Source organism: Rhodanobacter sp. FW102-FHT14D06 (assembly GCF_043950705.1).
Taxonomy (GTDB): domain Bacteria; phylum Pseudomonadota; class Gammaproteobacteria; order Xanthomonadales; family Rhodanobacteraceae; genus Rhodanobacter.
On sequence record NZ_CP170722.1, the window covers coordinates 3683151 to 3696216 of the forward strand.

13 protein-coding genes are annotated in these 13066 nt (G+C 62.1%); 4 read left to right on the forward strand and 9 right to left on the reverse strand.

The genetic code is table 11. The annotated features are described in order from the left end of the window. Positions 1–42: 42 nt before the first annotated feature. On the reverse strand, positions 43–1479 hold the full coding sequence (locus ACFCQI_RS16605) for a heavy metal sensor histidine kinase (protein ID WP_201029834.1): 1437 nt from the start codon (positions 1477–1479) through the stop codon (positions 43–45). Between the two features lies 1 nt (position 1480). Next, positions 1481–2155 carry a heavy metal response regulator transcription factor gene (locus ACFCQI_RS16610; protein WP_063107829.1) on the reverse strand — a complete coding sequence of 225 codons (675 nt, stop codon included), beginning with the start codon at positions 2153–2155 and terminating at the stop codon, positions 1481–1483. 155 nt (positions 2156–2310) lie between these two features. Here ACFCQI_RS16610 and ACFCQI_RS16615 point away from each other — a divergent pair, with 155 nt between their 5' ends. Continuing rightward, positions 2311–3489, forward strand: a complete 1179-nt coding sequence (locus ACFCQI_RS16615; RefSeq protein ID WP_063107828.1) for an MFS transporter — start codon at positions 2311–2313, stop codon at positions 3487–3489. A gap of 49 nt (positions 3490–3538) precedes the next feature. On the opposite strand, the gene ACFCQI_RS16620 is transcribed toward ACFCQI_RS16615, so the two are convergent. Further along, positions 3539–4687, reverse strand: coding sequence for a site-specific integrase (locus ACFCQI_RS16620; protein ID WP_063107827.1), 1149 nt, complete (start codon positions 4685–4687; stop codon positions 3539–3541). Positions 4688–4855: 168 nt separating this feature from the next. Between ACFCQI_RS16620 and ACFCQI_RS16625 the strand changes: the two genes are divergently transcribed. From ACFCQI_RS16625 to ACFCQI_RS16635, 3 genes are all read left to right on the forward strand, one after another. Then, complete coding sequence (locus ACFCQI_RS16625) at positions 4856–5860, forward strand: DNA-binding protein (protein ID WP_081666560.1); 1005 nt, start codon at positions 4856–4858, stop codon at positions 5858–5860. A 331-nt stretch (positions 5861–6191) separates the two neighbouring features. After that, a complete protein-coding gene (locus ACFCQI_RS16630) occupies positions 6192–6812 on the forward strand; it encodes an SEC-C domain-containing protein (protein WP_395118478.1) in 621 nt (206 codons plus the stop codon). Between the two features lie 219 nt (positions 6813–7031). Beyond that, entirely contained in the window at positions 7032–8030 is a 999-nt protein-coding gene (locus tag ACFCQI_RS16635) for a tyrosine-type recombinase/integrase (RefSeq protein WP_395118480.1), read from the forward strand. An 88-nt stretch (positions 8031–8118) separates the two neighbouring features. Here ACFCQI_RS16635 and chrA read toward each other — a convergent pair whose 3' ends face one another. The 6 genes from chrA to ACFCQI_RS16665 form a co-directional block, all read right to left on the reverse strand. Then, positions 8119–9342 (reverse strand): chromate efflux transporter, encoded by a 1224-nt coding sequence (gene chrA, locus ACFCQI_RS16640; RefSeq protein WP_395118482.1) that lies wholly within the window; start codon positions 9340–9342, stop codon positions 8119–8121. Next, positions 9339–10826, reverse strand: coding sequence for a multicopper oxidase family protein (locus ACFCQI_RS16645; RefSeq protein WP_395121388.1), 1488 nt, complete (start codon positions 10824–10826; stop codon positions 9339–9341). Before ACFCQI_RS16645 ends, chrA begins: the two co-directional genes overlap by 4 nt. Before the next feature lie 35 nt (positions 10827–10861). After that, positions 10862–11344, reverse strand: a complete 483-nt coding sequence (locus tag ACFCQI_RS16650; protein WP_395118484.1) for a DoxX family protein — start codon at positions 11342–11344, stop codon at positions 10862–10864. Beyond that, positions 11341–11661, reverse strand: a complete 321-nt coding sequence (locus ACFCQI_RS16655) for a PadR family transcriptional regulator (protein WP_395118486.1) — start codon at positions 11659–11661, stop codon at positions 11341–11343. Before ACFCQI_RS16655 ends, ACFCQI_RS16650 begins: the two co-directional genes overlap by 4 nt. Before the next feature lie 430 nt (positions 11662–12091). Beyond that, positions 12092–12469, reverse strand: a complete 378-nt coding sequence (locus ACFCQI_RS16660) for an ArsR/SmtB family transcription factor (protein ID WP_395121389.1) — start codon at positions 12467–12469, stop codon at positions 12092–12094. 73 nt (positions 12470–12542) lie between these two features. Beyond that, positions 12543–13055, reverse strand: coding sequence for an arsenate reductase ArsC (locus ACFCQI_RS16665; RefSeq protein WP_395118488.1), 513 nt, complete (start codon positions 13053–13055; stop codon positions 12543–12545). Positions 13056–13066: the final 11 nt, after the last annotated feature.

Consider the following 13066-nt stretch of genomic DNA (forward strand, 5'->3'; position numbering starts at 1 on the left):
TCGTCATACTGCGAGGGCACGGTGAGCGAGGGGCGACAGCGGTCAGTCGGCGAAGGGCAGCCGAACCGTGACTTGCGTTCCGCGCGCTGGCAGACTTTCGATGTCGATCCGGCCGTTGTGGCGCTCGACGATACGCTTGACCACCGCCAAGCCAAGCCCGACCCGATGTTCGGCGCTGGAGCGCGCCGGATCGGCGCGATAGAACCGCTTGAACACATGCGGCAAGTGTTCGCTCGCGATGCCACCGCCGGTATCGGCCACGATCACTTGCAGCTGATCCGCCTTCATGCAGGCCGCCATCTGCACAGAACCGCCCCGTGGCGTGTGTGCGATCGCATTGGAGACCAGATTGCCGATCGCCTGTTGGAACAGGGTCCGGTTCAGTGGCGCCCACAGATCGGGCGTGGCGTCCACGCGCAGCGCAATGGCCGCCTCGGAAGCAGCTGCCTCGTAGAACTCCTGCACGGTGTGTAATGCATGACCGACGTCCACCGGCTCGCGCGGCAACGGTTCGATCGTGTTTTCCGTGCGTGCCAGAAACAACAGGCTCTGGATCACTCGCGAAATGCGCGCGCATTCCTCCAATCCCGAACCCAGCGTTTCGCGGTACTCATCGTCGGAACGCGCTTTGCTCAGCACCACCTCGATCTCGCCGCGCAAGTTGTTGATCGGAGTGCGCAGCTCGTGCGCCACGTCATCGGAAAACTGCGAGACCCTGGCGAACGCTTCCTGCAAGCGATCGAGCATGCTGTTAAAGGTCTGAGCCATGCCCAGCAGCTCGGCAGGCAACCCCACCGTGTCGATACGTTCGTGCAGCGTGGTCGAGCGGATGTGTTCGGCCGAGCGACTGATGCGGTGGATCGGCCGTGTGCCGAACCGGGCGATCACATAGCCGGCGAGCGAGCAGAGAATCAGCGACAAGCCCAGCACCAACCCCAGCCGCTCGCGATAGCGAGCCAGCAGATCCTGGTCGTTGTCACGCATCATCGCCACTTCGATGAATCGCGCCGGGGTGTTCGGTGTTGCGCTGGCCAGGCGCGCGCTGAGCACCTCGAACCGATCGCTGAAACGCGAGAGTACCGCGTGACGATCGGCGGTCGCCAGCAGCGGAAACCTTGCCAGTTGGGTTGCCGTCGGCGTCGGCAGCGCGGCAGGAATGCCTGGTGTCTCAACGAGGGTGCGAGCGTTTTCGTCCAAGATGCGGAAGTAGAACTGCGGTGTCTGCCCCGACTTCCAGGCGCTGTCTTGACTGCGTCGTATCAGTTCGATATCCGGCGACGGAGACCCGGCCAGCAGCAGCCGCATGTTGTTGAGATTGTCATCGAGCGTGCGCGCGTCTTCCTGCGCGAGGCTACTCACCAACCCCCAATACAGCACGCCCGTGGCGATCAGAATCAGTGCGAAGGCGGACAGCGTGTACCAGATCGTCATCCGGCCCGCGATGGATAGCGCCCAGTGGCGGTTGAGGCGTGAGCGCATGCTATGCGCGCTCTTCCAATACGTAGCCGATACCGCGCAGCGTGTGAATCAGTTTCTTCTCGAACGGATCGTCTACTTTCGACCGCAGGCGTCTCAAATGGACGTCCAACACGTTCGAGTCGCTCTCGAAATTGATGTCCCACACCTGTTCGGCGATCAACGTGCGCGATAGCGCATCGCCTGCGCGACGCATCAGGAACGAGAGCAGCAGGAATTCCTTGGGCGTGAGTTCCAGCGCGACCCCAGCGCGGGTGGCGCGATGCCGCAACAGATCGATTTCCAGATCGGCGACGCTAAGCATCGTCGCCTGCCGCGCCGGGCCGCGCCGCAGCAGCGTGCGAACCCTCGCCAACAGTTCGGAAAACGCGAACGGCTTGACCAGGTAGTCGTCGGCGCCCAGCTCCAGCCCCTTCACCCGATCATGCACGGCGTCGCGTGCGGTCAGGAACAGCACCGGTGTGGTCATGCCGCTGCGCCGCAACTCCGCCAGCACCGACCAGCCATCACGCACAGGCAGCATCACATCGAGAATGATCAGGTCATAGTTGCCGGTCTGGGCGAGGTGGTTGCCGTCCTCGCCGTTCCCGGCGCAATCGATAACGAAGCCGCTCTCTTCCAGCCCGCGCTTCAAATAGGCCGCGGCCTTGGGCTCGTCTTCGACGACCAGAATCTTCATGCGGTTCTCACGCCTGGCGGTATTAGGGTCGGCATCCAAGCATATCTTTTCGATTGCATACCAAATTCGCCAATCTAACCTGTCCTGCTGCCGGGCCAGCCAACGGAGAGAAACGGTGCTATGGCGCGGACAGCGCCCGTTCGCTGAGAGCAAAGATGAAGCAAGCCGTTTCCAAGACCGTCATCGTGCTCGGCTTCGTGAGTTTTCTCAACGAGCTGTCGTCGCAGATCGTGACGCCACTGATTCCGTTGTTGCTGGTTACAACGCTTGGTGCCGGTCCCATGGCGATGGGCCTCGTCGACGGTGTGGCGAACGCGGTCGCCAGCGGGTTTCGTCTCTGGGCCGGTCGCCGCTCGGACGTGCGGGGACGCCGGCGCAAGATCTACGTGGTTATTGGCTACGGTCTGTCAAGCATCGCGCGGCCGCTCATGGGATTGGCGCTCAACTGGCCGATGGTGTTGTTGCTGCGTAGCTTCGACCGCGTCGGCAAAGGGGTACGCGGCGCCCCCCGCGATGCGTTGGTGGCCGATGCCACCCCGGCGGCGTTGCGGGGGCACGCGTACGGCATCAACCGCGCCCTTGACTACGCTGGCGCCGTGGGCGGCAGTCTGATCGCTGCGGCGGCCCTGGTCTGGATCAGCCATCGCATCAGCGTGGTGATCATGCTGTCGGCCATTCCGGCGGCACTCGCGCTGGTGGTGCTGGTTACCCTCGTCAAGGATGCGCCGGCGAAAACGATCAAGCCTGGAGCGCCACCGGCGCCTTTGCGCTGGCGTGCGCTGACCGTTCCGTCGCGGCGCTTCCTTGCCGCCTTCCTGCTTTTTGCCTTCGCCAGCGCGTCGGAGAGTTTCATTCTGTTGCGCGCTCACGAAATTGGCATGAGCAACGTCCAGGTGCTTCTGCTTTGGGCCGTGTTGTGCGCTGTGCAAGCCGGAGTGGCTTGGCGTGCGGGGAGCGTTTCCGATCGTTTCAACAAGGTCACGGTCGTGACCTTCAGCTGGTTGGCCTATGGCGTGAGCTTGCTTTTGTTTGCCACGGTGGGAAGCATCCCGGCGCTGTGGATCGTCGTGGTCATCTATGCCTTGCTCACCGGGATCGGTGAAGGTGCTGAAAAAACATTGGTCAGCGCCTTGGCGACGGCAGCGGATCGTGGCACCGCTTTTGGCTGGTTCACGATGATTTCAGGGCTGGGGGCGATTCCCGCCGGTTTTATGTTCGGCGTTATCTGGCAACAATCCAACGCAGGCGTGGCGTTTGGGGCGTTCGGCGTGCTGGCAATCGTCAGCGCGGCGCTGTTGCAGATGCTGGTGCCGAAACAACGAGCGATGGCTTGAAACTCCATTCATCAACTTGGCGCCGAGCCGTTTGCGATAGCCAGTGCAATCAACAGGGCACCGACCGAACGGGACGTGGCTGCGTCGTGCTGGCATGTCGGGCGTCTTCCTCCGCATGCAGATAAATCGACGTTGTGCCGATCGAACTGTGTCGGAGATTTTGTTGAATGTGATGCACAGGCGTGCCGGCTTCGGCCTGATGGGTGGCAGCGGTATGGCGCAACCAATGGGTTGACGCCCGCCGCACCCGAGACGCTTTACCACTGTCCTGGGACTCCAACGCGTCGGCGATACGCCGGAAGGTGTCCTTGACGATCTGATAGATCGTCGTGGGGGTGAGTGACGACGAGCGCCCGGCAATCCCTAGAATGGCGGGCATGCGGCCGCTTTCAGCGGGCAGCGGCGCAAGCGCATAGAAGCGCCGATATCGCGCGAAGTCCTCCATCAATTCGTCACTGAGCGGAATTTGCCCTTCGACGCCGCCCTTGCCGACGGTGCGCAACCACCAACGGCCTCGAACACGCTGAAAATCGTTTTCGCAGGACGCGGCAGCCTCCGAAACCCGAAGCGCGGATTCGTACAGGAAGCGGAGCACCCAGCGAGCGCGTTCGTAGCGTTGGCATTCGCGCTCGGAGGCACGGGGCCAGTCATCAAGCGCTTGAAGGACATCGTCCCAGAGCGCCCGATCCAGATAGCGTTCCATTGTCCGACGGCTGCCGCGGCGCGCCCGTCGACGCTGCAGGACAAACGGACTGCCGGCGAGGTAGCCCGCCCGCACGAGGTAGTTGAATAGCCCAGCCAGTATCCCTAACGCCTGGCGCCGACTGCGCTCGCCAAGCGGTCCGGCGAACAAACGTCGGTGCTCGCCTCGACGGCCCAACCCCGCATCGCACCACGCCGCTGGCGGATCGGCCAGAAAGGTCTCGTAAGCGATCACATCCTCGCGTGTCAGGCTGGATACAGGCTTTCCGCGCACCTGCACGGACCAGAGCAGGAGCCGCTCGGCCTCCTTACGGTAGCTGCGGAAGGTGTGCGGTGAGTCGTGGTATTCGGCGAGCCAGAGTCCCATGGCCGCTACGTCGTTATCGGCGGCGATTTGACGCGCGACACCCACCGGTGCGCGGTTGGTGCCCGCCCGGCCGGAAAGGGCGGGCGACAATTCTTGCTGTCCCACCAAGTTCAGAAGAGGACTGCTCATGCTTTCCCATGTGCCGATATGCGAAGTTTGCAGCGTACAGCGAGAAGACCTTTGATTATACCAATTATCGTAAATTTCAAGGATAAATCATTACAAGTATAACGTAATACTGTAATATACATTTATCATGTCCTTCTAATTCGACCCTCCGAGCGACTGGAACTACCCATGAGCCGTGTCAGCGATACCCGCCAACGTACCCGTGAAGCCGCTGCCCAGCTCGTTGCCGGCGGCAAACGACCCCACGAAATCACCGTCGACCAGATCTATGCGGCCATCCAGCAGGGCAGCCGAACCACCATCAATGATGAGTTGAAGTTGTGGAAGGACGAGCGAACGAAGGTCGATGCACTCGGAGCGGATTTGCCACCTGCGGTGGCCGACGCCATGCGATCGCTTTGGGTCGCCGCTGTGGAACAGGGAGAGCGGACGTTTGCCGAACAGAGGGAAGCGCTGGAAGCGGAGTTGACCTCCACCCAAAGTGAACGCGATGAAGCCGCGGCATCGCGCGATGCAGCGATGGTCGATGAACAGCAACGAAGGCAGCAAGTCGCCCAACTCGGCGAGCAACTAGATGAACTGCAGCAGCACTTGGTCGCTGAAAGTGCGACCAAAAACGATGCGCTGGGCCAAGTCCACGCGTTGCAGCAGGAAATCGCCAGTTTGCGTACGGAGTCCATGCGTCAGCAGGAAACAGCAGCTGCGGCCCGGGAGAAGCAAGCCACCGAATTTCAGGCTCGTCTTGCCGAGCGTGACCTGGCCTTTCAGACCGAACTCGGTACCGCCACCCAGCGACTGGAAGCGGCGCAGGACCACATGCTCCGGCAGATCGACGAAGCACGCGAAGGGCAACGTCACGCTGAAAGGGCGCTGGCCAAGGCTCAGCGGCGACATGAGGAGCAGCAAACGGAGCTTACCGAATTGCGTTTGCGCTACCGCGAACAGCTTCAAAAGCTCGAACAACAGCGCGCACAGATCGAAGCTCTCAAGAACGAACGGCAGACTTTGACGCGGCAAGTGCTGTCGAACCGCGGGCAAATCGATGGGATGGAACTGGCGTTGCAGTTGCTGGCTGCCAAGGCCGCGGGTACAAAGAAAAGTACCGACGATACGCGCAAACCTGCCCAGCGGAAGAGACGTGTGGACTCCAAGAAGAGCGCCAAAGGGCAGTGACAAAGAGGCTTTTCAATGCCTCTGGCTTCAGCGCCCCGGGAGTTGTTCAGCGTAAGCCGCCAGTTCCGTAAGCGTTGCCGATTCGTCTTGGGCGGAAAGCCAGACGCCGTCGGCCAACTCGCGGTGAAGGAAGATCGATTGATTCTCCGTCCAACCAACTGACCGAACCATATCGTTGGGCAGTTCGATAAGCCACGAACCGTCTATTCGTCGCAGCACAGCCGTTGTTGGATGGGGCATGAGACTGGCTCCGATAGTGAAGGGCTTGGCCCAATTTTACCTCCGCGCGATCCCCAGCATGGGGTCACCCTCGACTTTGGAATCTGCTTGCTTGAAAACCACGACGCCCCCGCATATCACCCGACATATCCAACAACTGATCGCGAAAGTGGTTCCGGGGGGAAACCCTGCCTATCTAACGGTTCAACCCGACGCCGACGCCGTGGTCAACGAATGCTTCCCAAATGTGGCGGCCAAGATCTCGCGTGCCGGTGGACGTATGCTATGCGGCTGGCAGATATGGGAGTGGCCGCATGTGATGGTCGAGGCGGAGTTTCATGCCGTCTGGGTTGCGCCCGAGGGGCAGCTCGTCGACATCACACCCAAGCCGCACGAAGAGGCTGCGATCTTGTTCGTACCCGACGCACGTCGCACGTATACCGGTGTTGTTGTTGATAACGTCAGGTTGCCGGTACGAGACGACTTGCTCGTTCGCCACTTCATCAAGGCGTCCGAGGCCATCGTCCAGGTGATGAATCGTGGCGAGCGCACCGACCAATACGGGCAGATCAGCGTTCCAGCGCATGAAATCGAGCCGCTGATGAGGGCGCAGAGCTTTCTTGGTCAGTCCATTTCAGCGGGCCTCCGCGACCACGACTCTTGTCTGTGCGGGAGGGGCGGCAAGTACAAGCGCTGTCATGGGCCTGGCTTCGAGCGCCTCTTCAATGAGTAGCTTTGGTGTGCTTACTGCCTAGATACTCGCGTCAACACAGCTACTTAGCTGCATTTCTGCGAAGATATCCAGAATCCCGGCTATACCTCCAATGGATACTGAGTACTGCATCCCCGCGCCTAGACTGGCGCCAAGACGTTCTTGAGCTAACTCCTTGGGCTGAAATTGTTTTTCAGCCGGAGTGTCCTATTTTTACGCGTATCTCGGCCGGACCCCTGGTTGGCCGAATACATGGATTCGCCCCATACACTGCGCAGCTACCGCAAGGAGGTGGAACGACTGCTGGTCTGGGCCACGCAAGTACGCGGCAAAGCGGTCTCAAGCCTGACGCGTGAAGACGTCCTCGCCTTTGATGCGTTCCTGACCAACCCACCGCCGACGTGGTGCGACGACGCCCTGGGGCGTCGCGGCGATCATCGTCGCCTGCTCGCCGGCCCGTTGTCGGAACGCAGCCGACGCCAGGCCCTAGGCATCCTGGCGGGCTTGTTCCAGTACTTGGTGCGCGGCGGCTATTTGGCCGGCTCACCGTTTGCCCTGCAGCCTCGCAGGCGACGTCTGCGAGGTGCTGCGCCCCGCATCGAGCGCTTCCTCGATCAACCCCTATGGCTGGACGCCTTGGCAGAAGTGGAGCGCTGGCCGCAAGGCACGCTACGCGAGCAGCAGCGTTACGAACGGGCGCGCTGGGTGCTTCGGTTGCTGTACGCCACGGCCCTGCGTGCTTCCGAAGCAGCCCAGGCGCACGAAGGCGACCTGCGGCACGTGCGCGGTCGTTGGTGGCTCCACGTGGTCGGAAAAGGCGGAGTTGAGGGGCGGATTCCTCTAAGCGACACCGTGATGCAGGACTATGCGCGCTATCGAGCCTTCCTTGGGCTGCCGGCACCACCCGACACCATGAGCCGTCGCCCCTTGATCTGTGGGGTCGCCGGGCACGCACAGCCGCTGACGCCTACGGCGGTGTATCTGATCGTCAAGGACGCCTTCCGGCGGGTTTCGACCGCTTGGGAGGCGGAACAACCCTCGCGAGCCGCTCAACTCCGCCGCGTCTCGACGCACTGGCTTCGCCATACCGCCGCCTCCCATCAGGCGGATGACGGTATGCCGCTGCATCATATCCAGCAGAATCTCCGGCATAGTTCGATCGCGACAACGTCGATCTACTTGCATTCCGAAGATGATGCGCGTCACGCGCGCACCACTGCATCAGCTAGGGAGGCGTGACGACCCCGTATACCAACGATCGCGTTGGCACGCCCGACTGAGCCTTCGCGGCCACCTTCGAAGGCCACGGCATCCACAACCTAATCATCTACCCAATCAGCTGCGTTGTGATGGACGCCAGCACACACCATGCCACGACTACCAGCGGCGACCAGCGCGCACCGACCAGCATGGCGAAGCCCGCCAAGGCAATGGCGAAGTCGCGCGGTGAGAGGACGGCGCTCACCCACACCGGGTTGTAAAGGGCGGCGGCAAGCAGTCCGACCACGGCGGCGTTGACGCCAGCCAGCATGCGGGCAGCTGTTTCCCGCTGGGCAAGCGATTGCCAGAACGGCAGTGCACCGGAGACCAGCAGCAGGCCAGGAAGAAAGATACCGATGATGCCTACCGTTGCCCCCGCCAACCCGCCGCGGCCTGCGTGGAGTTGGTCACCCAGATAGGCGGCAAAGCTGAACATTGGGCCGGGTACCGCCTGGGCTGCTCCATAGCCGGCCAGAAAGGCGTCCTTGCTGACCCATCCGGGACCGACGACATCGTGCTGAAGCAGCGGCAGCACCACGTGGCCGCCACCGAAGACCAGCGCGCCACTTCGATAGAAGGCCGCGGCGGCCTGCAGCAGTTCGGGCCACCCGGTCGATGCGACCAAGGCCAGCACCAGCAAGACGGCAAAGCTACAAAGCAGGATGCCTCCGACATGCTTGCCATAGACCAGCGGAAAACGATCGCCGGTTGGGTGCTTGACCTTCCGGCACAGCCACAGTCCGAGTACAGCGCTTCCAGCCACCACGCTGAGCTGCATGAGGGCACTGTTGCTGATGGCGACCAGTCCTGCAGCTGCAGCCGCCAGCAGAGCCCGGTTTCTGTCCGGTGTAAGCCTGCTGGCCATGGCGTACACACCTTGCGCCACCACGGCGACTGCTACGAGTTTGAGCCCATGGATGGCAGCCACCCCGAGCGGACTGTGCAGACGGTCGCTCACCGTGGCAAAGGCGAATAGCAGGAGCGCCGAGGGCAGCGTGAAGCACAGGAAGGCAACCACGCCGCCCAACCAGCCGGCCCGGATCAGGCCCAGCGAAAAGCCAACCTGGCTGCTGGCTGGCCCGGGCAGGAACTGGCACAGCGCCACCAGATGCCCGTAGTGGCGCTCGTCCATCCAACGCCTCCGCTCGACAAATTCCCGGTGGAGATATCCAAGATGGGCGATCGGTCCGCCAAACGAGGTCAGTCCCAGCTTGAGAAATGCCGCAGCAACCTCGCCGACCGTTCCACTGCGTGCTGAACTGGCAGCACCTGCTGGAGTCGACTGGTTCATGCGCAGTCGAACAGCGCCATGAAGCCGTAGTCCATGTGCAATTGCATATGACAGTGGAACAGGGATAGCCCTCGCTGATCGGCGGTGAAGTCCACGTCCATTGTCTGGTAGCCGCCCAGCATGGCGACGTCCTTCAGGATGCCGGCCGTCGGCTGGTCCGCGATCCGGGTGATCTCGAAGCTGTGTCGATGCAGATGCATCGGGTGGATGTCGTCGCTGGCGTTGTGCATGCGCAGCCGATAGCGCTTGCCATACCGTAGGCGGAACATCGGCTTCATCGTCTTCATGTCGAACGCCTGGCCATTGATGGTCCAGCGGTTGAAGCCGTGATCGGCCGCGTTCTGCTTGGCGAACGTCATCTCGATGATCTCGTCCACCTTGCCTGGTTGCGCACCGGCTTTGGCGAACCGCCGGTAGTCCCACGTAAAGGGTTTGGGTGCCTCCCACTTGGGCTTGCCCGGATGGCCGGCGTACTCGACCACGACGCCCATGCCACGCTCCCGATCGTCATCGGTAAGATCGCCCAGGATCCATACGCCCGGCCGGTTCATCTCCACGATGGCGCTGATGCGCTCGGCCGTGCCGATCCACAGCACCGGAACCTCCGCGGGATTCGGTACCGGATTGCCGTCGAGCGCCACCACCTTGAAGGTGTGGCCCGGCAGGGCGAGGCTGCGGATCTCCGTCGCGCTGCCGTTGATGATGTGGAACAGCACCCGCTCGCCCGGTTTGACTCGCACGGGCTCGCCATGGCCAAGCATCCGGCCGTTGATGGCGAACGCCTGGTAGCCGACTTCGTAACCGTGCGCGGCGCCGCCGGCCAGCGAGGCCTTCATGGCCGACTCGCCGGCCTCTTCCAGCGACGGCTCGCGCTGTCCGGGCGCCAGGAAGTCCATCGCCATGTCGCCGCCCTTGCTGAAGAACGGATCGAACTCCTTGAGCACGAGGAACACCTCGCGGTCGTAACGGCCCGGCTCATGCCGGGGCTCGATGTACACCGGCCCCACCTGGCCGCTGTACTGGCCCATGGTCAGGTCGCTGCCGGCCACGACATGCGTGTGATAGAAGCGCAGACCCGCAGGCCCCGGCGTGAAGGCAAGGCGGCGCATGCCGTGCGCGGGGATGAAGGGCGTTCCTTCCTCGGCGGCCCCGTCGACCGCGACCGGCAGAAACTGTCCGTGCCAATGCAGCTGTTCGGGTACATCGGTGTCGTTGTGCACGTCGATGACGACCGGCTGCCCCTCCTTGAGCCGGATCAGCGGCCCCGGAAACTGCCCGTTGTAGGTGGTCGTCGAAATGACGTGGTTTGGCGCCAGCTCAACCAGGCTTCGCGCGATGCGCAGCGAATAGTCGGGCTTGACCACTGACGTCGACAGCGCGCCGGGAGCGACTGCGCCACTTGCCAGCGCGGTTGACAGCTGCCCGCCGATCACGCCGGCTGCACCGGCCGCGCCACTTAGGCGAAGAAAATCACGTCGGTTCATCACGTCACGAAACTCCGTAGTGAAGGTGTGGGAGTTCAGCAGCTGAGCGCGCGATGGGCGAGGATGCGCGCATCAAGCGACCACCGACCGCCACCTTCGATCAGCAGATAGAGACAGCCAAGGAGCATGCAGAAATCGTTTCTGGCCTCGTGCGCCATGCTCCAGAACCCGTAGCGGGAAAGACTGGCGACGTGAAAGATGCCCAGGTCGTGGCCAAGCCACATCGGCACCTTGGTCGACACGATGGCCACCATCATGACGATGATCAGGGGGATGCACGCCAACCGGGTCAGCAGGCCCAGCACGATCAACAGCCCGCAGGTCAGCTCGAACACGCCGACGAATGGGCCGAGGAACTCAGGCCAGGGCAGACCGATCTTTGCGAAGCGCCCCGCGCCGAGGATCGACGGGAAGATCAGCTTCTGCAGGCCCTCCGGGACGAACACCACCAGTCCGACCAGCAGGCGGATCAGTAACGTCCATCCGTCGGTGCGCGTTTCCAACAGCCGCTTCATCATGAGGCGTCACTCCTGTCGTCGTGGAATATCTCGCCGAAAAGCTCTTTGACCTTGGCCTTGGCGGCCTCGAATGCGCGCCTGCCCTTGGGCGTGATGCGGTAGACGCGTCGTCGCACGCCGCCGGCCACAGCCTGCGACGAGCGCAGGTACCCCTTCTTCTCCAGGCCATGGAGCAACGGGTACAGGGTCCCGGGGCTGAGCCGGTAACCGTGGTGGGCCAGTTCCTCGATCATCTCCTGGCCGAAGATGGGCGCGCCAGCCGCATGATGGAGAACATGCAGTCGGATCAGGCCGGCGTAAAGGTCACGATCGGTCATGAATCTAACGATATCGAAACTCGATATCGTTATTCGATATTGGTGACCTGGATTTGTCAAGTAACCTGTGTTGGCCAGCGCCGTGGAGAGATATTGCACAGAAGGTAGTGTGGCCCTGTCCAAGGGCTGAAAGCCTTGCCAGCCATGGCCTTGAGTGGGCACGCCGGGCGATGGATTTCTAGCAGGCTGTTGGGAAGCACCGTCCGGCGCTGTTTTTCAGCTTTGATCTATGTCTCTCTTGCCGGGCAGGCATTGCACGGCACGTTTTCCCGTCCAGCAGACGCACATCTCCCACCATCACTCAGGCCGGCGACGGATACCATCATTTACCGATGCCGCCGAGGGAGTGGCTCGTCAAGCTATACCTGCCGTTTCAGGAGGCTTAAGGTCATGCTCTGTCCGTGGCGCGCTAGCGTATGCGACCGAAGGTTTATGACATCTCCCGGCGTCGAGGTGTCGTCTTCCGGGTGCTGTTCGGCCTCGGTGCTTTGCAGGACGCCGACGTTATCTCGCACGCGCCTGCGCTCTGGCTGCAGCAGTGATCGGTCAGGTAGCCGATCAGATCGTTCATGGCCTCGATCACCGGGGCGTAGTAAACGAACCGGCCACTTTGCTGGCTGGTCACGAGACCGGCGTGCGACAGTTCTTTCAGATGAAACGAGAGCGTGGCATTGGCCAACCCCAACTTCTCGGCGATCACGCTCACGGCGAGACCGTCCGACGCATGCTCGATCAACAGCCGATACACCGCCAAACGCGACTCCTGGGCGAGTGCCGAAAGGATCGTAAGGGCTTGTTTAGTTTGCATGGTGCGGATGGCTGGCTCAGAACGATGTGAGGCGATCTTCGTGGGCAGTGTAATGCTTGCGCTCATGGCCGGATCAAACCGCCGGGTCGTGGCTGGGTGCTTTTCCGATCGCATCCAGGCGACTCGACAGCGCGAGCCGATCGAGGGCCGCCACGTTCAAGTTGAGCAGCAAGCTGATCCGTTGCTGCAAAAGATTCCTCGCCAGCACAAAGGCTTTGTAAACGGTGGTTTCATCGCCTTGTGCCTTGGCCGGATCGGGGATGCTCCAATGTGCGGTGATGGGCGCCCCTGGCCATGCCGGACAAACCTCGCCGGCCACTTGGTCGCACACGGTAATCACGAAATCCATCATCGGCGCATCCGGTGTCGTGAACTCCGCCCAGCTCTTGCTGCGCAGTCCGTCGATGGGGAGATCAACCGCCTTGAGCACCTCCAGCGTCTGGGGGTAGACGAAGCCTTTGGGCTGGCTTCCAGCGCTGTAGCCCTGAAAGCGGTCGCGACCAAAGTGATGCACGGTCGCTTCGGCCAGAATGCTACGCGCCGAGTTGCCGGTGCACACGAACAATACGTTGTAATGACCTTGCATGACGAGGCTCC

Coding starts and splice junctions, on each gene's coding strand:
- ACFCQI_RS16625 (WP_081666560.1), top strand. CDS start 4,856: ATGAGCCGTGTCAGCGATACCCGCCAACGTACCCGTGAAGCCGCTGCC.
- ACFCQI_RS16665 (WP_395118488.1), bottom strand. CDS start 13,055: ATGCAAGGTCATTACAACGTATTGTTCGTGTGCACCGGCAACTCGGCG.
- ACFCQI_RS16660 (WP_395121389.1), bottom strand. CDS start 12,469: ATGCAAACTAAACAAGCCCTTACGATCCTTTCGGCACTCGCCCAGGAG.
- ACFCQI_RS16610 (WP_063107829.1), bottom strand. CDS start 2,155: ATGAAGATTCTGGTCGTCGAAGACGAGCCCAAGGCCGCGGCCTATTTG.
- ACFCQI_RS16615 (WP_063107828.1), top strand. CDS start 2,311: ATGAAGCAAGCCGTTTCCAAGACCGTCATCGTGCTCGGCTTCGTGAGT.
- ACFCQI_RS16650 (WP_395118484.1), bottom strand. CDS start 11,344: ATGATGAAGCGGCTGTTGGAAACGCGCACCGACGGATGGACGTTACTG.
- ACFCQI_RS16620 (WP_063107827.1), bottom strand. CDS start 4,687: ATGAGCAGTCCTCTTCTGAACTTGGTGGGACAGCAAGAATTGTCGCCC.
- chrA (WP_395118482.1), bottom strand. CDS start 9,342: ATGAACCAGTCGACTCCAGCAGGTGCTGCCAGTTCAGCACGCAGTGGA.
- ACFCQI_RS16655 (WP_395118486.1), bottom strand. CDS start 11,661: ATGACCGATCGTGACCTTTACGCCGGCCTGATCCGACTGCATGTTCTC.
- ACFCQI_RS16605 (WP_201029834.1), bottom strand. CDS start 1,479: ATGCGCTCACGCCTCAACCGCCACTGGGCGCTATCCATCGCGGGCCGG.
- ACFCQI_RS16645 (WP_395121388.1), bottom strand. CDS start 10,826: ATGAACCGACGTGATTTTCTTCGCCTAAGTGGCGCGGCCGGTGCAGCC.